We start from the raw sequence: 19,885 nt of genomic DNA on the forward strand, positions 1-19,885 counted from the left end.
GTCGTGACGCTCTGTCGGCCATAGCGCGATCCCGGGCGGCCTAGGCTCGGGAGACGCCTGCTGCCGCCACGCGCCTCAGGCACGGAACGACACGGGGGAGGGTGCCCGGATGGACGGCCTGCGGGGGCTGACGGCCGACGATCCGCAGTGGATCGGGGACTACCGGCTGCTCAGCCGTCTCGGCAGCGGCGGGATGGGGCGGGTCTACCTCGCCCGTTCCGAGGGCGGCAGGACCGTCGCGGTGAAGCTGGTGAAGGCCGAACTCGCCGCCGAGGAGGAGTTCCGGGACCGCTTCCGGGCCGAGGTCGCGGCCGCGCGGCGGGTCGGCGGGCGCTGGACCGCGCCGGTGCTGGACGCCGACACCGAGGCCGCGGTCCCCTGGGTCGCCACCGGCTATATCGCGGGCCCCACACTGAGCGAGGTCGTCGGGTCGTACAGCCGTGCCGGCAGCTACGGCCCGCTGCCGGAGGATTCGCTGCGGCGGCTGGCGTACGGACTGTCCTGCGCGCTGCGCGACATCCACGGCGTCGGTCTGGTGCACCGCGATCTCAAACCGTCCAATGTGCTGCTCACCATCGACGGGCCGCGGGTCATCGACTTCGGGATCGCGCGGGCCCTGGACTCGGTCGGGGAGCAGACCCAGACCCGGGCGGGCACGGTGCTCGGCTCGCCCAGTTTCATGTCGCCCGAGCAGGTCACGGGGCAGCGCGTCGCCCCGGCCAGCGATGTCTTCTGTGTGGGCTCGGTGCTGGCGTACGCGGCGACCGGGCGGCAGCCGTTCGGCAATCCCGCTTCGGGTGTCCATGCGGTGATGTTCAAGATCGCGCAGGAGGAGCCGGACGTGGCCGCGGTGCCGGACGGGATCCGCGCGCTGATCCTGGACTGCCTGGCCAAGGACCCGGCGGCGCGGCCCACCCCCGAGGAGCTCGCCGAGCGTCTCGGGCCGGTCCCCGGTGGCCCGTCGGCCCCGCCCTGGCTGCCGGCCGAGCTGATCGCCCGCCTGGGGCAGCACGCCGTGCTCCTCCTGGACACCGACACCCCGCCCGGCGGCCAGCCGCCGACGGTGCTGACCACCAAAACCCTGCCGAGTCCGGCACCGCCCCCGCCCACCCCGGCGGAGCGACGCCGCCGCCGTCGCTGGCTCCCCCTCGCCGCCACCGCCGTCGTCGCGGCCGCTACGGCCGCCGCCGCGGTCCCGCTGCTGAGCGGCGGGGCGGACGCCGACGACAGCGCGTCCGACATCCCGGCCCGCTATGTCGGCACCTGGTCCGGCCCGGTGCTGCGGGACGGGACGCCGACCGGGCAGCAGCGGCGGTTCGTGATCACCCACGGCACGGTCGGCGAGGTGGTCGCGAACAGCACCAGCCTCGGGGCGACCTACGAATGCCGCAGCGACGGCAAGCTGGTGTCCGTCACCCGGCACGACGGGCACCCGGCGCTGCGCCTGGACACCAAGGTCGTCCGGTCCGTCCCGGCCGGCCGCTGCTCCGCGCTGGGCGAGCACACCCTGGAGGAGGGCGGCGCCGGCACCCTGACCTGGGCCGCGGCCGGACGCACCGCGACCCTGCACCGCGTCGCCCCGGCCGACGCCACCGTCCCGGCCGGCTTCGTCGGCACCTGGCGGCGGCCGAACGACGACGGCTACGGCAGCCAGCAGCTGACCGTCGAACAGGCCCCGGCGGGCAGCACGGTCCTCAGCACCGTCGTCGTGGGCCGCGCCGGCCGCTGCACGGCGCACGCCGACCTCTACGCGGCGGAGGGCGGCAAGCTGACCGTCGGCCCGTCGGTCGTGGACCGGGCCGCGCCCGGCTGCACACCGAGCAGCACCTCCGTGCTCAGTCTGGCCGCCAACGGCACCTTGCACCGCGAGTTCCTGGGCGACGACAAACAGCCGCGCGGCTACTCCAGGGTGAAGTAGCCGCGCGGCTGTCCGCTGCGCCGTGCCGGGGGACCGCGGAGGTCCCCCGGCGGTGTCCCTAGGACAGGAACGAGTTGATCTCGATCGTCTCGTCGCGGCCGGGGCCGACGCCGATCGCGGAGATCGGGGCGCCGGACATCTCCTCCAGCGCCTTGACGTACGCCTGGGCGTTCTTCGGCAGGTCGGAGAACGACTTCGCCTTGGTGATGTCCTCGGACCAGCCGGGGAGCATCTCGTAGACCGGCTTGGCGTGGTGGAAGTCGGTCTGCGAGTACGGCAGCTCTTCCACGCGCTTGCCGTCGATCTCGTAGGCGACACAGACCGGGATCTGCTCCCAGCCGGTGAGCACGTCGAGCTTGGTGAGGAAGAAGTCGGTCAGGCCGTTGACGCGGGTGGCGTAGCGGGCGATGACCGCGTCGAACCAGCCGCAGCGGCGGTCCCGGCCGGTGGTGACGCCGCGCTCGCCGCCGATGCGGCGCAGCGCCTCGCCGTCCTCGTCGAAGAGCTCGGTCGGGAACGGACCGGCGCCGACGCGCGTCGTATAGGCCTTGAGGATGCCGATGACGCGGCTGATCTTCGTGGGACCGACGCCCGCACCCGTGCAGGCGCCGCCCGCGGTCGGGTTCGAGGACGTGACGAAGGGGTACGTGCCGTGATCGATGTCCAGCAGCGTGCCCTGGCCGCCCTCGAAGAGGACCACCTTGTCGTCGTCGAGCGCCTTGTTGAGGATCAGGGTGGTGTCGGCGACATAGCCCTTGATCTTGTCGGCGTAGCCCAGCAGCTCCTCGACGACCTGGCCGGCCTCGATGGCGCGGCGGTTGTAGAGCTTGGTGAGCAGCTGGTTCTTGACGTCGAGGGCCGCCTCGACCTTCTGCTCCAGGATCGACTCGTCGTAGAGGTCCTGGACACGGATCCCGACGCGGTTGATCTTGTCGGCGTAGGTCGGGCCGATGCCGCGGCCCGTGGTGCCGATCTTCCGCTTGCCGAGGAACCGTTCCGTCACCTTGTCGACGGTGATGTTGTACGGCGTGATCAGATGCGCGTTACCACTGAGCAGCAGCTTGGACGTGTCGACGCCGCGCTCGTTGAGTCCGCTCAGCTCGGAGAGCAGGACCGCCGGGTCCACGACGACGCCGTTGCCGATGACCGGGGTGCACCCCGGCGAGAGGATTCCGGAAGGGAGAAGGTGCAGTGCGTACTTCTGGTCGCCGACGACGACCGTGTGGCCGGCGTTGTTGCCGCCCTGGTAGCGCACCACATAGTCCACGGATCCACCGAGCAGGTCGGTGGCCTTTCCCTTGCCTTCATCACCCCACTGAGCACCGAGCAGCACAAGTGCGGGCACAGGCGTACACCCCTTCCGGGCGGGGCATGTCCAACGTGCGTGGATGGCGTCGGCGTGCCTGTTCACGCGTACGTCATCACTGGAGCCGTCGGACCGGTGCCCCGGAATAGACGAAGCCCCTGGCGCAATAGCGCAAGGGGCTCTTGCACCGAGATGCTACCTGAGGAAGGACCGAGGTGTCGGCGCAGCCTTCTGGGCACTCTCCCGTGGACTCCGTTCGGGGGTACCCCCTGCTCGTGGTCATCGACCCGGTCGCCCGCAGTACGGACGGCGAGTCCGTGCGGATCGCGAAGGATGTCCTGTGCGCGGGCGCGGGCGCGAAAATCTGTCTTCCGGAGGGGCCGGAGGAATTCGCGCGGATGCTCGCCCGGCGCGGCCACCGCCGCCCGGTGGTGATCGGTGACGACCGGACGCTGCTGCGGGTGGTGGGCCTGCTGCACAAGGAGCGCGAGCTGGCCGCGGTGCCGCTGTCGATGGTCCCGGTCGGCGCCCCGGCCGCCGTCGCGCTGAGCCGCGCGCTGGGCGTCCCCACGGACACGGTGGCCGCCGCGCGGGCCGTCCTCGACGGCGGGGAGCGGCCGATGGATCTGCTCACGGACGACAGCGACGGCATCGTGCTGGGCGGACTGCGCATCCCCTGCGGGAGCGAGGCGACCCGGCTGGGGCACGGGGCGTATGTGCCGGGGACGGCCCCGCCGCCGGCCCCCGTCGGACCGGCCGACGCCCTGGGCGGGCGGGGTGGCCCGGTGGACAGCCTCGACGGGCCCCGGCCGTGGTGGAAGCCGGCCGCGCGGACCGCCCGTACGGCGCTGGCGCTGCTGGCGGCGCCGGCGGCCGGACTGGGCGCACGGCGGGCCCGGGTACCGGGGCAGCGGCTGCGGATCGAGGCGGACGGAGTGCTGCTGGCGGATCTGGACCGGCCGGTGCGCGGGGTTTCGGTGGTGCCCGGCGGACAGACCGGGGCGGACGGGCCGCGGCCGGGGGCCGGTGCCGGTGACGGCCGTGAGCTGGCCGAGGTCGTGGTGCACTGGCCGGGCGGGGCGCGGCCGGTGCGGACCCGGGCGCGGGCGGTGACGGTGTCCGGCGCGGACTTCCACTACCGGGCGGATGCGGTGGTCGGCGGGCCGGTCAGGACCCGTACCTGGACCGTGCAGCCGGCGGCCTGGCGGCTGCAGCTGCCGCGGGGCTGAGCGCCGGCCCCCCGCGGACACGCCTCAGCGGTCGGCGCTTTCGAGGTCGGCCCGCAGCTGGTCGCGGTGTTCGCGCCAGCGCTGCAGCAACCCTGCGAGCTCCTTCTGCAGGAACTCGAAGAAGATCACTGTCTCGGCGATCCGGCGGCCCGCGGGCGAGTCCTCGCCGAGGCTGTCGACGCCCTCGCGCAGAGTGCCCTCCCAGCGGGTGAGGACGTTGTCCCGGCGCGCCAGCGCCTCGTACCACTGGTCGCTGTGCACGCGGTAGCGGTCGCGGCGGGAGCCGGGCTCACGTTCCCGGCTGACCATGTCGACCTGGGAGAGATAGCGGATCGCGCCGGAGACGGCGGCCGGGCTGACCTGGAGGCGCTCGCCGAGTTCGGCGGACGTCAGCACGCCGGAGTCGGAGGCCAGCAGACAGGCGAAGACCCGGGCGGACATCCGCTGCATACCGGCCTCGACCAACTGCGAGGCGAACCGCTCGACGAACCGCGAGACCGCTTCGTCGTCACGCGTGGCGCCGTCGCCGTCCTGGCGGGTGTCGTCCGTCCGGTCCGCACTCTGCTGTGCCTGCTCGCTCATATGCGCATCATCTCCCCTGTTCAGAGCCACCCACCCCAAGTTTATACGGTTTCTTAACTTCACAAATTTGTGAATCTAGCGTAGCTTCAAAATCATGACCAAGGCAATCTCCACCGCCCCCGCGATCCGGGTCGACGGTCTCCACAAGTCCTTCGGCCGCACCCATGCGCTGGACGGCCTCGATCTGCAGGTGGCGGCCGGTGAGGTACACGGCTTCCTCGGGCCCAACGGCGCCGGCAAGTCCACGACGATCCGGGTACTGCTCGGCCTGCTGCGCGCCGACGGCGGCACGGCCCGGCTCCTGGGCAAGGACCCCTGGCAGGACGCCGTCGAGCTGCACCGCCGTATCGCCTATGTCCCCGGCGATGTGACCCTGTGGCGCAACCTCTCCGGCGGCGAGGTGATCGACCTCTACGGCCGGCTGCGCGGAGGACTCGACGCCGCGCGCCGGGCCGAGCTGCTGGAGCGCTTCGAACTCGACCCCACCAAGAAGGGGCGGACGTACTCCAAGGGCAACCGCCAGAAGGTCGCCCTGGTCGCCGCCTTCGCCTCCGACGTCGATCTGCTCATCCTCGACGAGCCGACCTCCGGGCTCGACCCGCTGATGGAGGAGGTCTTCCAGAGCTGCGTCACCGAGGAGCGCGACCGCGGCCGTACGGTCCTGCTCTCCAGCCATGTGCTGTCCGAGGTCGAGGCGCTCTGCGACCGCGTCAGCATCATCCGCAAGGGACGGACCGTCGAATCCGGCTCACTGGGCGAGCTGCGGCATCTGACCCGCACCTCGGTCATCGCCGAACTCGCCGGGCCGCCCAACGGGCTGGCTTCCCTCCCCGGCGTCCACGGCCTGTCCGCCCAGCCGATCCGGGGGAGCCAGGGCCACCGCGTCCGCCTCCAGGTGGACACCGACAAGCTCGACGCCGTGCTCCACTCGCTCGGCACCTCCGGCGTCCGCAGCCTCACCAGCACCCCGCCCACTCTGGAAGAGCTCTTTCTGCGCCACTACCAGGACGACGCCCGCACCGGAGAGGCGGTCGCGCGATGACCGCCGTGACCGCGGCCCGTCCCGTCCGCGCCGCACGCCCCCGCCATCTGGCGGGCACCGGCACCCTGTTGCGCCTTGCGCTGCGCCGCGACCGGCTGATGATCCCGGCCTGGGTGCTGGCACTGGGCCTGACCGTCGCCGCCATGGGCGCGTCCTTCGAGGCGGTCTACGACACCGCCGCCCAGCGCGCCGGACTGGCCGCCTCGATGAACCACAACGGCTCGATGCGCGCGCTGTACGGACCGGTCTTCAGCGACTCCGTCGGCGGTCTGGTCGCCTGGCGGATGGCCGGCTTCGGCGCCGTCCTCGCCGCGGTGATGAGTCTGCTGATCGTGGTCCGGCACACCCGCGAGGAGGAGGAGACGGGCCGTCAGGAACTGCTCTCCGCCGCGATGGTGGGCCGCCGGGCACCGCTGACCGCGGCCCTGCTGACCGCCCTGATCGCCAACTCCCTGCTCGCGGCGCTGATCGCGGGCGGGACGGCCCTGTCCGGCCGGCCGGCCGCCGGTTCGCTCGCCCTCGGCCTGGCCATCGGCGGCACCGGCACGCTCTTCGCCGGCCTGGCCGCCATCGCCGCCCAACTCACCGAGAGCGCACGGCTGGCCAAGGGGCTGACCGGCGCGGTCCTGGGCCTCGCCTTCGCCCTGCGCGCCGCGGGGGATGCCGCGACGGCCGATGCCACCTCCCCGCTCACCTGGCTCTCCCCGATCGGCTGGTCGGAGAACCTCCGCCCGTACGCCGGTGAACGCTGGTGGATCCTGCTGCTCTTCCTCGCGGCGACCGCCCTGGCCGGCTCCGCCGCCTACGCGCTGACCGCCCGCCGCGACCTCGGCATGAGCTTCCTGCCCGCCCGCCCCGGACCAGCGCTCGCACCGCGCTCCCTGAGCGGTCCCTTCGGCCTGGCCTGGCGGCTCCAGCGCACCACCCTGCTGGGCTGGACGACCGGCTTCCTGTGCGCCGGCGCGGTCTTCGGCGGGATCGCCGAGGGCGCCTCCGACCTGGTCGGCGGCAATCAGCAGACCCGCGAGATCGTCGAGCGGATGGGCGGCCAACAGGGCCTGACCGACGCCTTCCTGGCCACCATGGCCGGACTGCTCGGCATGGTCGCGTCGCTCTACGCGGCCGGTGCGGTGCTCCGGCTGCGCGGCGAGGAGACCGGGGAGCGCGCGGAGCCGGTGCTGGCCGGTGCGGTGGGCCGGCTCCGCTGGGCCGGCAGCCACCTGGTCATCGCGTACGGGGGCACCGCCGTCATCCTGGCCTCCGGCGGCCTGGCCCTGGGCCTGGCCCACGGCCTTTCGGCCGACGACCTCGGCGGCCAACTGGGCCCGGTGCTGGCCGCGGCGCTCTCCCAGGTCCCGGCGGTCTGGACGCTCACCGGTCTGGCGGTCCTCGTCTTCGGGCTGTTCCCGAAGGCCACCCCCGCCGTCTGGGCGCTCGTCGGCGGCTGCCTGGCCATCGGCTGGCTCGGCCCCTCGCTCAAGTTCCCTCCGTGGGCGATGAATCTCTCCCCGTACAGCCATCTCCCCAAGCTCCCCGGCGCGGATGCCACCGCCGCCCCGTTCGTCTGGCTGCTGGCGCTCTCCGCCCTCTTCGCCCTCCTGGGCCTGGTGGGGGTGCGCCGGCGCGACATCGGCTGATCCCCCGGCGGCCCGTCGTCCCACGGCCGGCCGCCCCTGAAGACGTGCGCCGTCGGAGCTGTAGCGGACTCCGGCGGCGCACTTCCGTACGCGTGGTGAGTCGGCGCCTCGCCGTCCACAGGGTGTGGATACAGCACATGACGTGACCAACCGCCAGTCACTGTTCGCCATTTCACCTGGCGGTGTGTTAACTCGCAGTAACTCTGGAGCACTTGGTGACCAACCCGTTACTTTCCGTGTGCACGGTCGTGACCACGACCCGCGGCACCGGAGGGGTTCATGCGACGTATCACCACCAAGATCGGCATTCTCGCGGCGGCGGCACTGCTCGCCGTCACGGCGGCCGGACCGGCCCAGGGGAAGCAGACGAGCGACGCCGCGCAGCCCCACCGGGTCGACTCGGCGGCATACTTCGTGATGACCGATGTCACCCGCGCGGAATTCGTCATCAAGCTCACCGACCCGCGCAAGATCCAGCACGCCCGGGATCTGCTGAGCGGTGCGACCAGCTCGGAGCCCCATGTCATCGGCCGGATCGACAAGCGCCCCGCCCCGTACAACTGGCGCTGGAGCTTCCATCTCCGCCCGGAGACGATCGACTTCTTCGACTTCGCCATCGAGGTCTGTGACGCCACCACGCCCTATGTCGAAGAGCATCTGGACGAGGCCGGCGGACCGTTCCTGCCCGGACTGATCTGGTGCCCCTGGAGCTCGAAGCTGCTGCGGGAGGTCCCGCAGCCGTAGACGGCCGTACGCACGGGCCGCCGGCGGTTCCGATCGCCGGCGGCCCTCGCACGTCCCGCCCGGAGCGCTCAGCCCCCCGGCGTCACCAGCCGCGCCTCGTACGCGAACACCGCGGCCTGGGTGCGGTCGCGCAGTCCCAGCTTCACCAGGATGCGGCTGACATGCGTCTTCACCGTGGACTCGGCGACCACGAGATGCTCGGCGATCTCCCCGTTCGACAGGCCCTGGGCGACCAGCACCAGGACCTCGGTCTCGCGCTCGGTGAGGTCGGCGATGCGCTCCTGGGCGGGGGCGCGGGGCGTGCCGAGGCGGGAGAACTCGGAGATCAGGCGCTTGGTGACGGTGGGGGCGAGCAGCGCCTCGCCGGAGGCGACGATGCGGACGCCGTCGGCGAGCTGGCCGGCCGAGGCGTCCTTGAGGAGGAAGCCGCTGGCCCCCGAACGCAGCGCCTGGTAGACGTACTCGTCCAGATCGAAGGTGGTCAGCACCAGGACCTTGGCACCCTCGTCGGCGGCCACGATCTCGCGGGTCGCCTCCAGGCCGTTCATCTCCGGCATCCGGATGTCCATCAGGACGACATCGGGCTTGAGGACGGCGACCTTGCGCACCGCCTCGCGGCCGTCGACCGCCTCCCCGACGACCTCGATGTCCGGCATGGCGTTGAGCAGGACGGAGAAGCCCTCCCGGACCATCACCTGATCGTCGACGATCAATACCCGGATCATGCGCGTGCTCCCCCAGCCTTCTTCTCGCCCGTTGTGTTCGCCACCGGGATGAACGCCGCGACCTCGAAGCCGCCGTCCTCGGTGTGGTCGGCCGTCATCTCGCCGCCCAGCATTTGTACCCGCTCCCGCATGCCCAGCACTCCGTGCCCCGCGCCCGGGGACGGCTTGGCCAGCCGGCTGGGCGCCCCGTTGACGATCCGCACTCCCAGCCCGCCCAGCACATAGGAGATCTCCACCCGGGCGTCGGCGCCCGGCGAGTGCCGCAGCGCGTTGCTCAGCCCCTCCTGCACGATCCGGTACGCGGACAGCTCGACGCCCTGCGGCAGCGGCCGGGGCGAACCGGTGATCACGGCCTCGACGGTCAGCCCGGCACCGCGGACGCTGTCGAGCAGCGAGTCGAGGTGGCCGAGCGTCGGCTGCGGGGCCTCCGGGTCGCTCTCGGCGAAGGCGTCCGGGTCGGCGGAGCGCACCACGCCGAGGATGCGGCGCAGCTCGGCGAGCGCGGCGACGGCGTTCTCCCGGATCGTCGCGAAGGACGTGGCGAGCTCGGGCGGGGTGTCCTTGACGCGGTAGGGGGCCGCCTCGGCCTGGATGGCGATGACGGACATGTGGTGGGCCACCACATCGTGCAGCTCGCGTGCGATCAGGGCCCGCTCCTCCAGGAGCGTCCGCCGGGTGCGCTCCTCCTCGGTGACGGTCTGCGTCTTGACGACCTGTTGGCGCTCCTCGCGCCAGGCACGGACCGCGGCGGCGGAGATCAGGATCACTCCGCAGAAGACCGCCACCGGCGCCGGATCACCCGGGTCCGTGCCGGTCAGGACGGTCAGGACCGCCGCCACGGCAAAGGTGACCAGCCACATCTCCATGGCCAGCCGCGGCCGGGTGCGCAGCACCACGAGGACCATCACCATGACGTGGGTGGCGAAGGCGCCGTTCGAGAAGAGGTTGGCGAACGGGGAGGCCGCCTCGGCGAACGACGCGACGGCGAACGCGGCCAACGACAGCCAGTAGGCGCCCACCGGGCGGAAGAGGGTGAGCATCGGCGGCGCGGCGAGCAGCAGGGAGAAGCCGGCGGCCACCATGCCGTGCAGCGGGCCGGGGCCGGAGCTGGCCAGGTCCACCAGGAGGACGAAAGCCGAGAAGAAGCCGACGGTCACATGCGGCAGCCAGCGCGCCCAGCGTCGCAGCCGCTCGGGCAGCCACGGCACCCACCGGGAGATCTTGGCATCTTCCAGCGGGGGCAGCGGGCGGAAGGCGAAGGCGTCGACGAACAGGTCCTGGCGCAGCCGGTGCAGCACGCCATGGGCTATCCGTGCCTCCGAGTGCAAAGAGTCCTGCTTCTGGGTCGTCTCGTTCACGCTGACAACGGTAAGCAACGGCGGCCCCCCGGGCGTCCCCACCAGTGGGGATCTGCGGGGATCCGCCTCAAGTACTACATGGTCAGCTCAGGCAACCGACAAGTGTGTGACAGCTGGGGCTGCCGGGGGTGACGGGGGCGTAGTGGCCGACGCCGGGCAGCTCACGCAGGTCCGTGGTGCCGGGGTTCCGCGCCGCGTAGCGGCGGGAGAGCTCCACCGGGACGTCCGGGTCGTCGGTGCCGTGCAGGATCGTGACCGGGACGCCGGCCGGCGGATGGCGCGCCGGGTCGGCCGCGGCGAGGCGTTCCGGCAGACCGGGCCCGGCGCCGAGCAGCTCGGCGACCGCGCCGTCGCTCAGACCCAGCTCATGGGCGCGGGCGAGATCGGCGACCGGTGAGACCGCGAGGACGCGGGTCACCGGGGTGCCGGGGCGGGCGGCGGCGAGCAGCGCGAGATGGCCGCCCGCCGAGTGCCCGACGAGGACCACGGCGGGGTCCGCCACGGTCCGCGCCAGCGCCGCGTGGGCGGCACCGATGGCCGCCGTGACGTCCTCGAACGTCTGCGGCGCCCCGCCGCCCGCGCCGACCCTGCGGTACTCGGCCAGCGCGACCGGCATCCCGTGCCCGGCCAGTTCGGCGGCGAGCGGCGAGAGATGGCGCCGGTCGTAGGCCGCGCGCCAGAACCCGCCGTGCAGCAGGACGACCAGCGGCCCGCGGACCGCCGCCCGTCCGCCGTCGCCCGCCCGCGGCGCGTAGACGTCGACGAGCTGGTCCGGATGCGGCCCGTACGCCACCGTCCGGTCCGGCGCCACCGGGGCGAGCCCCAGCAGCGCCGGCTCCTCGTCCGCCACACTCACCCGGCGGCCCCGGACGCCCCCGACTCCACCTCGGGCAGCGCCCCCAGCACCTCACCGAGCACCCGCGCCGCCCGCTCCGCGTCCGCGAAGGAGGTGTAGAGCGGGGTGAAGCCGAAGCGCAGCACATCGGGGTACCGGAAGTCGCCGACCACCCCGCGCCGGATCAGCTCGTCCATCACCTCACCGGCGAGCGGGGTGCCGCCCTGCCCGTCCGTGGCGGAGAGCTTGGGGGAACACGCCAGCGACACCTGGCTGCCGCGCCACTGGTGGTCGGACGGCGTGAGGGAGCGCACGCTGCCCGGCGGCACATAGGCCGCCACGCACTCCAGGAAGAAGTCGGTCAGGGCGAGGCTCTTGGTGCGGACCTCCTCGATGGACACCCCGTCCCAGGCCTCCAGCGCCGCCTCCAGGGCGAGCAGCGACAGGATGTCGGGGGTGCCGACCCGGCCGCGCAGAATGCCGTCGGCCGGGGCGTAGGTGGGGTCCATCGCGAACGGATCGGCGTGTGAGTTCCAGCCCGGCAGCGGCGATTCGAACCGCTCCTGGAGGCTCTCGCGGATGTAGAGGTACGCGGGCGAACCCGGGCCGCCGTTGAGGTACTTGTACGTACAGCCGACGGCGAGGTCGACATGGTGCGCGTCGAGGCCGACCGGCAGCGCGCCGGCGCTGTGGCACAGGTCCCAGACGGCGAGTGCGCCCGCGGAGTGCAGCGCATGGGTGATGCCGGGCAGGTCGTTGAGCCGGCCGGTGCGGTAGTCGACATGGTTGACCAGCGCCAGCGCGGTCCGCTCGGTGACCTCGTCGGCGATCCGCGCGGGCTCGACCGGCCGCACCGCGAGACCGGTCATCCGGGCCACGGAGCGGGCGATATAGCCGTCGGTCGGGAAGGTCGTGGCATCGACGAGGATCTCCGTGCAGCCCTTGCCGGCCATACGGACACCGCCGATCAGCGCCTTGAAGAGGTTGACGCTGGTCGAGTCGCCGACCACCACCCGGCCCGGTCCCGCCCCGATCAGCGGGGCGATCTTGTCGCCGATCCGCTCGGGCGCGGTCCACCAGCCGGATTCGTTCCAGGACCGGATGCGCAGCTGCCCCCACTCGCGGGTGATGACATCGGCTATCCGGTCGGCCACCCCGCGGGGCAGCGCGCCCAGCGAGTTGCCGTCGAGATAGACATCGGCGTCGCCGGACGCGTGATCGGGCGCGGGGTCGAGGACGAAGCGGTCGCGGACCGCGGCGAGCGGATCGGCGGCGTCCAACTCGGCGGCGCGCACGGCCTGTTCACGGGCCCCGGCGGGCTCGGTGCGGCCGGTGGCCTCGGGGAACTCGGGGGTCTCAGACATGGCTTCGCGCCGTCCACAGCTCGGGGAAGACATTCTTGCGTGCCCGCTTCTCCAGCCAGGCCACGCCCGCGGAACCACCGGTACCCATTTTTGCTCCCATCGCCCGCCAGGTCGCGACCAGATGGTCGTTGCGCCAGCGGCGGATCAGTTCGCCGATGTCGGTCAGCATCTCGCCGAGCCGGACCAGCTCGGAGTCCTGCGAACCGGCGTAGATCTCGGCCCAGACGGCCTCGACGGCCGGGTCCGGTTCGTAACGCTGCGCCGGGTCCCGCCGCAGCACGGCCTCGGGGACCGCCCAGCCGCGCCGGGCGAGCATCCGCAGCACCTCGTCCCACAGACTGGGCTCCTGGAGGGCCTTCTCCAGCTCGGCGTGCTCCCGCGGCGCACCACGGTGCGGCACCAGCATGGACGCGGACTTCTCACCGAGCAGGAACTCCATCCGCCGGTACATCGCCGACTGGAAACCGGAGCCTTCGCCGAGCGCGCTGCGGTAGGCGTTGAACTGCGCCGGGGTCAGCCGGGCGAGCGGCTTCCAGGCGGCGTTCAGCGCCTCCAGCTCGTAGGTGGAGCGGCGCAGCGCCTCCATGACCACCGGCAGGTCGTCGCGGCGCAGCGCCTCGGCGGCGGTGCGCCACTCATGGACGATGACCGTGAACCACAGCTCCATGACCTGGGTGGTGACCAGGAAGACCATCTCGCCGGGGTCCTCGGAGAGCGGGTGCTGCAGATGAGTGAGGACGCCCGCCTGGACATAGTCCTCGTACGGGGTCGTGCTGCTGCTGCCGATGCTCAGATCCGGGGCGAAGGGCGGGTCGGACTCGGCGGTGCCGGCCGATACCGGGCACCCGGCGGGCGCGGTCGATCCGCGGTCCGGGGGATCAATGGGAGACGGCTGCGACATGAGGGACTCCTCAGGTGCGAACTACCGGGTAGCGGTCCGCCCCTTCCTTGTCGGCTCGGGAGCCCCGGTCCCCTCGGGCACGGGATGGCCCGGCCCACTGAAATCATCGGTGCTGGGCAGCGACCGCGCAAGGGCCGACCGCGATCGCGGCCGGCCCGTTGACCTGGGAGCTCCTTGGCAGCAGCGCCGGCGGCCCCGCTACGGGGACCGGCGGCGGCCCGTCAGGAGAGGGTGTCGGCCGCGGTCGGCGAGGAGTCCCGCAGGAAGGTCGAGCAGCGCTCGTACTCGTCCTGCTCGCCGATCGACTGGGCGGCGCGGGCGAGGGCGTGCAGCGCCCGGAGGAAGCCGCGGTTGGGCTCGTGCTCGAACGGCACCGGGCCGTGGCCCTTCCAGCCGGCCCGGCGCAGCGCGTCCAGGCCGCGGTGGTAGCCGGTGCGGGCGTAGGCGTACGACTCGACGACCCGGCCCCCCTCGAACGCGTCGTCCGCAAGCTGCGCCCAGGCCAGGGACGAGGTCGGGTACTTCGCGGCGACATCGGACGGTGCCGTGCCCGCGGCGAGCAGCTCGCGGGGCTCGGGATCGTCGGGCAGACGGGTCGGGGGCGGTCCCCCGAGAAGGTTTTCGTGAATGGGCATGGTTCCAGTTTGCCAGTGCGTTGCGGGGTGGCCCCCCACCACGTTTTTGGCTGTCCCGCCGTGGGGGTTTCTCGCCGTTTGTTGCCCGCTGCGCGGTGCCCTCGCCGTTGCGCCTGCGGCGGGCCGGGGCCGCTGCGCGGGGCTGTCGGGGTGCGGTGACGGGCCTCCGGGGCAGGGTGTCCGGACTGCTTCGCTTTACGTCCGGACACCCTGCCCCTCCGGCCCGTCCCCTCCCGTGGGTGGGAGTTCTGGAGGTGGTGGGGGCTTGCGTCAGCCCTCGTGTGGGGCGTTGTCTTTTCGTGTTTCGCCCGGGTCCAGTGGGGGTGCGGTCACCCCGCAGTGGAAGGTCGTTTTCGCGTGGCAGGGCTCCTCGGCGCCCGGTTCGGGGCGTAGGGCGTCGGTGCGTACGGTCAGCCAGGCGATCAGTGCGCCGGCCACCAGGACGCCGGCACACAGCGGCATGGCGCGCAGGAAGGCCGCGCCGAAGGCGTCCGCCGAGCGGTAGGCCTCCGGGCCGAAGCCCGCGAGCAGGGGCAATGCCGCCACCGCCATCAGGCCCGCAGCCCGCGCCGCCGCATTGTTGATGCCGCTGGCCAGGCCCGCCCGGTCCACGTCCACCGACGCCAGCACGGTCGCGGTGAGCGGCGCGACCAGCGTCACCATCCCCGCGCCCATCACCACCAGCGCGGGCAGCACATCGGCGAAGTAGGACGCGCCCTGGCCCACCCGCATCATCAGCAGCAGCCCCGCGGCGCACAGCAGCGGTCCGACCGTGAGCGGGATGCGCGGGCCGATGCGCTGGCCCAGCTCTCCGGAGCGGGCGGAGAGCAGCAGCATCAGGACGGTGGTGGGCAGCAGCGCGGTACCGGCCTGCAGGGCCGAGTACCCGACCACGACCTGGAGCTGGAGCACGGACAGGAAGAAGAATCCGCTGAAGGCGGCGTAGACGCAGACCGTCACCGCGTTGATGGCGGAGAACTGGCGGATACGGAAGATGGCGGGCGGCAGCATCGGATCGGTCCGTCGCCGTTCGACCTGCACGAAGAGCACACCGAGCAGCACCCCGGCCACCGCGGGGACGAGCACCCCGGGGCCGGTGCCGCCGTCCGGCGCGGCGATCAGCGCATAGGTCACCCCGGCCAGCGCCAGTGCCCCCAGTACCGCGCCCCGTACGTCGAAGCCGCGGTGCGCGCGGGCCCCGCGCTCCCGGGTCTCCGGTACGTGCCGCAGCGCGACCGGGACGCACACCGCCGCCAGCGGCACGTTCAGGAAGAACACCCAGCGCCAGCCGGCGCCGTCCACCAGCCAGCCGCCGATGAACGGGCCCACCGCCGCGGCCACCCCGCCGAGCCCCGACCAGGCGCCGACCCCGCGTGCCCGGTCGTCGGGGTGGAGGACGGCCTGGATCAGCGCCAGCGAACCGGGCGTGAGCAGCGCCCCGCCGACGCCCTGCAGCGCACGGGCCGCGATCAGCACCCCGGCATGCGGTGCGAGCCCGCACAGCAGCGAGGCCGCGGCGAACCACACCACGCCGATCACGAACACCCGGCGCCGGCCGAAGCGGTCGCCGAGCGCACCGCCCAGCAGGATCAGCGAGGAGAGGGTGAGCAGGTAGGCCGTGACGGTCCACTGGAGGACCGCCAGATCCGCGTTGAGGTCCTCGCCGATCCGGGGCAGGGCGACATTGACGACCGTGCCGTCGAGCAGCGCCATCCCGGACCCCAGCACGGCCGTCAGCAGCACCCACCGGCCCTGTGCCGAGGCCAGCCGGACCGCGCCGGGCGCACTCGGTTCGCTCATACCGCGAGCATGCCCGCCCTCGCGCCCGCTCGCCCGCCCTGCATCCGGCCGGGCGCACGAAGGCTCCGCATCCCGGACGGATGCGGAGCCCTGGTGCGCGGCGGCCGGCGGTGCGGTCCGCCGGTTACTTGATCTTGGTGCCGGTGGAGCGCAGGTTGGCGCAGGCCTCGGTGACCCGCTTGGCCATACCGGCCTCGGCCAGCTTGCCCCAGCTGCGCGGGTCGTAGGTCTTCTTGTTGCCGACCTCGCCGTCGACCTTCAGCACACCGTCGTAGTTGCGGAACATGTGGTCCGCGACCGGGCGGGTGAAGGCGTACTGGGTGTCGGTGTCCAGGTTCATCTTGACCACGCCGTTCTCCAGCGCGGTGGCGATCTCCTGCTCGGTGGAGCCGGAGCCGCCGTGGAAGACGAAGTCGAACGGGGCGGCCTTGCCGTACTTGGCGCCCACGCCCTCCTGGAGGTCCTTCAGCAGCTCGGGACGGAGCACGACATTGCCCGGCTTGTAGACGCCGTGGACATTGCCGAAGGAGGCGGCGAGCAGGTAGCGGCCCTTCTCGCCCAGGCCCAGCGCCTCGGCGGTGCGCAGCGCGTCATCGACCGTGGTGTAGAGCTCGTCGTTGATCTCGTGGGTGACGCCGTCCTCCTCGCCACCGGTCGGGGTGATCTCGACCTCAAGGATGATCTTGGCGGCGGCGGCCTTGGCGAGCAGCTCCTGGCCGATGGCCAGGTTGTCGGCCAGGGTCTCGGCCGAACCGTCCCACATGTGGGACTGGAACAGCGGGTTCTGGCCCTTGGCGACGCGCTCCGCGGAGATGTCCAGCAGCGGACGGACGTAGCCGTCCAGCTTGTCCTTGGGGCAGTGGTCGGTGTGCAGCGCGACGGTGATGTCGTACTTGTCGGCGACCACGTGCGCGAACTCGGCGAGCGCCACCGCGCCGGTCACCATGTCCTTGTTGTACTGGCCGCCCAGGAACTCCGCACCACCGGTGGAGATCTGGATGATGCCGTCGCTCTCGGCCTCGGCGAAGCCACGCAGTGCGGCGTGCAGCGTCTGCGTCGACGTGACGTTGATGGCCGGGTAGGCGAACTTCCCTGCCTTCGCCCGGTCGAGCATCTCGTTGTAGACCTCGGGGGTTGCGATGGGCATCTGTCCGCTCCTTGTGTGTGCGGGTGTGCGTACTGGGCCCTGACCAGGGGGCGAGGACTTCGCCGTGCACATCTTCCCAGACAAGGCCTCCCGCTCCACATTGCCTGTCCGGCCGTCCCACTCCGTGGGCGGCCGGTTTCACGTGAAACCAGCCGCCCCTCGGCAACGCCGCAGGTCAAGCGCGGACTACCCCGATCCGGCGCAACCGTGGCGCCGGCCTCAGCCCAGGCCGAGGTCGCCCAGCTGGTAGCCCGTGATATAGGGAAGCCCGGCCTCGGCGATGGCCGAGGCGGCACCACGGTCGACGATCGTTGCCACCGCAACGACCTCGGCGCCCGCCTCACGCGCCGCCTCGACGGCGGTCAGCGGCGAGCCGCCGGTGGTGGAGGTGTCCTCGACGATCAGGACCCGGCGGCCGGTGATGTCCGGGCCCTCGATACGGCGCTGCATCCCGTGTGCCTTCTGCGCCTTGCGGACGACGAAGGAGTCCAGCCGGCCGCCGCGCGCCGCGGAGGCGTGCAGCATCGAGGTCGCGACCGGGTCGGCACCGAGCGTCAGCCCGCCGACCGCCTCGTAGTCCAGGTCGGCGGTGATGTCCAGCATCAGCTGACCGACCAGCGGCGCGGCCTCGCCGTCCAGGGTGATCCGGCGCAGGTCGATGTAGTAGTCGGCCTCCTTGCCGGAAGAAAGCGTCACCTTGCCGTGCACCACGGCCTTGTCCTTGATCTGCTGCAGCAGCTCGCCGCGCACGTCGTCACTCATACGCACGAGCTTATGCGGTGCCTCACGCGAGGCTCCGCCAGCTCCAGGTCATGGAGATCTCCAGCGGGTCGATCGGGGTGACCAGGCGCGGCAGGGTGTTGAGGCCGTCCGGCGGGCCGGTCTGGGGCTCGAAGCAGACCGCCTCCTCCTGCTCGTCGTAGACCACGGCCCATTCGGCGCGGCTGGTGATCTTCAGCTCCAGGCGGCCCGGCCAGGTGAGTGTGGCCGCCACGCCCTGCGGCATCCCGAAGCAGTCGTCCCAGGGCCCCGGCTTCTGCGGGATCCGGCGGCCGGTCGGGAGGTGGTCCGCGCCCCGCTCCTCCTGCCACTCGGGCGCGAAGTCGAGGTAGACGTCCTCACCGCCCTCCCCCAGGTTCCGCAGGAACCAGGGGTGCCAGCCGGCCTGCCCGGGGAAGGAGTCGGCGGTCGCCTCGACGCCCATGGTCAGGGTGAGCGAGCCGCCGTCGTCGGCGAGTTCGACGAGCTGGGTGACCCGCCCCGGGTACGGCCAGGGCGCCGCCGGGTCTGCGAGGTCGTAGGTGAAGACCCCCTCCGTGGCGCTCGTCCGCACCGTGCGCCAGCTCAGGTCGCGGCCGGTGCCGTGGATGGCGTGCGGCGCGGCGTTGAGCGGCATCCGGTGGAGTTCGCCGCCGTTGCGGAACTGCCCGTGGGCGAGCCGGCCGCACCACGGCACCATCGGGAAACAGCCATACCTGCTGCCCTGCCGCAGCAGCTCCGTACCGCCGACGCGGAGGCTCGCGATCCGGCAGCCGTGGTCCGGCCGGACGGTCAATTCGGTGTCGCCTGCGGCCAGTCGCACGCCCTCCGGCGTCCGCGCCGCGCGCTGCGTGGTGTTGTCGGTGCTCACGGAACCGAGCCTAGCGACGCACCGCGCGCCTCGTGGGACGCCGTACGGAGCGCGGCCGCCACGGGCCGCGAGCCCGGGTCAGCGGCGCCGGCGCAGTACCCGGCCGACGACCACCGCGGACGCCAGCACCACCGCGGCCGCGGGCGCCGCCCAGCGCAGGGTCACGGAGGTGCCGTTCGACTCGGGTGCGGGCACCGGCGCGTACCGGCCGCGCGGCGGGGCGTGATCGACCTCTTCCGCGCTGCGCCCGATCATCGTGCGGCGGGCGTGCGCGGCCTCGGCGGGGGCGAGCCGGTCCGCCTCGTCGCCGTAGCCGTGCTCGGGGTGCACCGAAGGGAACGCGTCCGCGGAATCGCCCGCGTCGGCGTCCTCGCCGGCCTCGGCCGCCGCAACGGGGTCCGCCGTCCCGTCGGGGTCGTCGTCGGCGTCCGGGTCGAGGGACGGGGGAGGCACCTCGGTGTCGAACACTCCGGACCCGGCCGCCTCGTCGGCGTCACCGGCCGGTCCGCCGCCGTCGGCCACCGGCCGCCGCTGCAGATCGCCCGCCAGGTTCTCCGCGAAGCGGTCCAGCAGCCGGCGGCCCACGGTGGCGGCGGACTGATCACTGGCCTCGGCGAGCCTGCCGTCGCGGTGGACCGTGCCGGAGCAGCGCAGCATCGTCCCGGGGCCGGGCTCGGTGGCCGGGGAGAGCCGTACGGCCAGGGTCAGCGCGACCGCCCCGTCGCCCCGCGCCTCGGTGCCCTTGGCCTCGACGGTCACCTCGGCGGCCGCACCGTCGTCACCGGGTCCCTCGTCCGCGGCGGCGCTGACCGTCAGCGTGCCGCGATAGGTGATGGTGGAGCTTCCGATACGCAGACGCAGCCGGCCCTCCGGACAGTGGGGGGCGGCATCGGCGTCGAGCTGGACTCCTGGGACACAGCGCGCCACCCGCTCCGGCTCGGTGAGCGCCTGCCGCACGGTCCCGACGGGAAACGGAACGTACACCTCATGCTCCATGACATGGGAGCCTAATTCCTTCTTAAGCGCCGCGGG

At 72.7% G+C, this 19,885-nt stretch carries 18 protein-coding genes; 5 read left to right on the top strand and 13 right to left on the bottom strand.

All coding sequences use genetic code 11. From position 1 onward, the window contains the following. The first annotated feature begins 118 nt into the window (after positions 1-118). Complete coding sequence (locus NUT86_RS19720; protein ID WP_446750826.1) at positions 119-1,918, top strand: serine/threonine-protein kinase; 1,800 nt, start codon at positions 119-121, stop codon at positions 1,916-1,918. A 58-nt stretch (positions 1,919-1,976) separates the two neighbouring features. Here NUT86_RS19720 and NUT86_RS19725 read toward each other — a convergent pair whose 3' ends face one another. Then, positions 1,977-3,263 carry an adenylosuccinate synthase gene (locus NUT86_RS19725; protein ID WP_026170160.1) on the bottom strand — a complete coding sequence of 429 codons (1,287 nt, stop codon included), beginning with the start codon at positions 3,261-3,263 and terminating at the stop codon, positions 1,977-1,979. Positions 3,264-3,469: 206 nt separating this feature from the next. Between NUT86_RS19725 and NUT86_RS19730 the strand changes: the two genes are divergently transcribed. Continuing rightward, positions 3,470-4,453 (top strand): diacylglycerol kinase family protein, encoded by a 984-nt coding sequence (locus NUT86_RS19730; RefSeq protein ID WP_274736748.1) that lies wholly within the window; start codon positions 3,470-3,472, stop codon positions 4,451-4,453. A 24-nt stretch (positions 4,454-4,477) separates the two neighbouring features. Here the strand turns inward: NUT86_RS19730 and NUT86_RS19735 are convergent, their stop codons facing one another. Continuing rightward, positions 4,478-5,035, bottom strand: a complete 558-nt coding sequence (locus tag NUT86_RS19735; protein WP_159487603.1) for a GbsR/MarR family transcriptional regulator — start codon at positions 5,033-5,035, stop codon at positions 4,478-4,480. Between the two features lie 94 nt (positions 5,036-5,129). Here NUT86_RS19735 and NUT86_RS19740 point away from each other — a divergent pair, with 94 nt between their 5' ends. From NUT86_RS19740 to NUT86_RS19750, 3 genes are all read left to right on the top strand, one after another. Continuing rightward, the gene (locus NUT86_RS19740) at positions 5,130-6,077 is read left to right on the top strand and encodes an ABC transporter ATP-binding protein (RefSeq protein ID WP_274736751.1); all 948 of its coding nucleotides are present in this window, start codon (positions 5,130-5,132) and stop codon (positions 6,075-6,077) included. Continuing rightward, on the top strand, positions 6,074-7,714 hold the full coding sequence (locus NUT86_RS19745; RefSeq protein ID WP_159487601.1) for an ABC transporter permease: 1,641 nt from the start codon (positions 6,074-6,076) through the stop codon (positions 7,712-7,714). Before NUT86_RS19740 ends, NUT86_RS19745 begins: the two co-directional genes overlap by 4 nt. Positions 7,715-7,993: 279 nt before the next feature. Then, positions 7,994-8,458, top strand: a complete 465-nt coding sequence (locus NUT86_RS19750) for a BP74-related protein (RefSeq protein WP_018092624.1) — start codon at positions 7,994-7,996, stop codon at positions 8,456-8,458. Between the two features lie 68 nt (positions 8,459-8,526). On the opposite strand, the gene NUT86_RS19755 is transcribed toward NUT86_RS19750, so the two are convergent. The 11 genes from NUT86_RS19755 to NUT86_RS19805 form a co-directional block, all read right to left on the bottom strand. Continuing rightward, complete coding sequence (locus NUT86_RS19755; protein ID WP_018092623.1) at positions 8,527-9,183, bottom strand: response regulator; 657 nt, start codon at positions 9,181-9,183, stop codon at positions 8,527-8,529. Beyond that, positions 9,180-10,541, bottom strand: coding sequence for a sensor histidine kinase (locus NUT86_RS19760; protein ID WP_026170159.1), 1,362 nt, complete (start codon positions 10,539-10,541; stop codon positions 9,180-9,182). The genes NUT86_RS19755 and NUT86_RS19760 overlap by 4 nt, the downstream gene beginning before the upstream one ends. Before the next feature lie 82 nt (positions 10,542-10,623). After that, the gene (locus NUT86_RS19765) at positions 10,624-11,397 is read right to left on the bottom strand and encodes an alpha/beta hydrolase family protein (RefSeq protein WP_018092621.1); all 774 of its coding nucleotides are present in this window, start codon (positions 11,395-11,397) and stop codon (positions 10,624-10,626) included. Continuing rightward, positions 11,394-12,740, bottom strand: coding sequence for a kynureninase (gene kynU / locus NUT86_RS19770; RefSeq protein ID WP_174876373.1), 1,347 nt, complete (start codon positions 12,738-12,740; stop codon positions 11,394-11,396). The genes NUT86_RS19765 and kynU overlap by 4 nt, the downstream gene beginning before the upstream one ends. Next, on the bottom strand, positions 12,733-13,641 hold the full coding sequence (locus NUT86_RS19775) for a tryptophan 2,3-dioxygenase family protein (protein ID WP_274736756.1): 909 nt from the start codon (positions 13,639-13,641) through the stop codon (positions 12,733-12,735). Before NUT86_RS19775 ends, kynU begins: the two co-directional genes overlap by 8 nt. A gap of 221 nt (positions 13,642-13,862) precedes the next feature. Next, positions 13,863-14,276 carry a DUF3151 domain-containing protein gene (locus NUT86_RS19780; RefSeq protein ID WP_274736758.1) on the bottom strand — a complete coding sequence of 138 codons (414 nt, stop codon included), beginning with the start codon at positions 14,274-14,276 and terminating at the stop codon, positions 13,863-13,865. A 270-nt stretch (positions 14,277-14,546) separates the two neighbouring features. After that, positions 14,547-16,076 (bottom strand): MFS transporter, encoded by a 1,530-nt coding sequence (locus tag NUT86_RS19785; protein ID WP_018092413.1) that lies wholly within the window; start codon positions 16,074-16,076, stop codon positions 14,547-14,549. 124 nt (positions 16,077-16,200) lie between these two features. Then, a complete protein-coding gene (gene fbaA / locus NUT86_RS19790; protein ID WP_018092412.1) occupies positions 16,201-17,223 on the bottom strand; it encodes a class II fructose-bisphosphate aldolase in 1,023 nt (340 codons plus the stop codon). A gap of 219 nt (positions 17,224-17,442) precedes the next feature. Then, positions 17,443-17,985 (bottom strand): orotate phosphoribosyltransferase, encoded by a 543-nt coding sequence (gene pyrE / locus NUT86_RS19795; RefSeq protein ID WP_018092411.1) that lies wholly within the window; start codon positions 17,983-17,985, stop codon positions 17,443-17,445. 22 nt (positions 17,986-18,007) lie between these two features. Continuing rightward, positions 18,008-18,853 carry an aldose epimerase family protein gene (locus tag NUT86_RS19800; protein WP_274736762.1) on the bottom strand — a complete coding sequence of 282 codons (846 nt, stop codon included), beginning with the start codon at positions 18,851-18,853 and terminating at the stop codon, positions 18,008-18,010. Between the two features lie 78 nt (positions 18,854-18,931). Then, positions 18,932-19,849: an SRPBCC domain-containing protein gene (locus NUT86_RS19805; RefSeq protein WP_274736764.1), complete on the bottom strand. Its 918-nt coding sequence runs from the start codon at positions 19,847-19,849 to the stop codon at positions 18,932-18,934. Between the last annotated feature and the right edge of the window lie 36 nt (positions 19,850-19,885).

It is taken from the genome of Streptomyces sp. G7(2002) (assembly GCF_028870195.1).
GTDB classification, from domain to species: Bacteria; Actinomycetota; Actinomycetes; order Streptomycetales; family Streptomycetaceae; genus Streptomyces; species Streptomyces nigrescens.

Coding starts and splice junctions, on each gene's coding strand:
- NUT86_RS19805 (WP_274736764.1), bottom strand. CDS start 19,849: ATGGAGCATGAGGTGTACGTTCCGTTTCCCGTCGGGACCGTGCGGCAG.
- kynU (WP_174876373.1), bottom strand. CDS start 12,740: ATGTCTGAGACCCCCGAGTTCCCCGAGGCCACCGGCCGCACCGAGCCC.
- NUT86_RS19735 (WP_159487603.1), bottom strand. CDS start 5,035: ATGAGCGAGCAGGCACAGCAGAGTGCGGACCGGACGGACGACACCCGC.
- NUT86_RS19780 (WP_274736758.1), bottom strand. CDS start 14,276: ATGCCCATTCACGAAAACCTTCTCGGGGGACCGCCCCCGACCCGTCTG.
- NUT86_RS19745 (WP_159487601.1), top strand. CDS start 6,074: ATGACCGCCGTGACCGCGGCCCGTCCCGTCCGCGCCGCACGCCCCCGC.
- NUT86_RS19785 (WP_018092413.1), bottom strand. CDS start 16,076: ATGAGCGAACCGAGTGCGCCCGGCGCGGTCCGGCTGGCCTCGGCACAG.
- fbaA (WP_018092412.1), bottom strand. CDS start 17,223: ATGCCCATCGCAACCCCCGAGGTCTACAACGAGATGCTCGACCGGGCG.
- NUT86_RS19750 (WP_018092624.1), top strand. CDS start 7,994: ATGCGACGTATCACCACCAAGATCGGCATTCTCGCGGCGGCGGCACTG.
- NUT86_RS19740 (WP_274736751.1), top strand. CDS start 5,130: ATGACCAAGGCAATCTCCACCGCCCCCGCGATCCGGGTCGACGGTCTC.
- NUT86_RS19775 (WP_274736756.1), bottom strand. CDS start 13,641: ATGTCGCAGCCGTCTCCCATTGATCCCCCGGACCGCGGATCGACCGCG.
- pyrE (WP_018092411.1), bottom strand. CDS start 17,985: ATGAGTGACGACGTGCGCGGCGAGCTGCTGCAGCAGATCAAGGACAAG.
- NUT86_RS19755 (WP_018092623.1), bottom strand. CDS start 9,183: ATGATCCGGGTATTGATCGTCGACGATCAGGTGATGGTCCGGGAGGGC.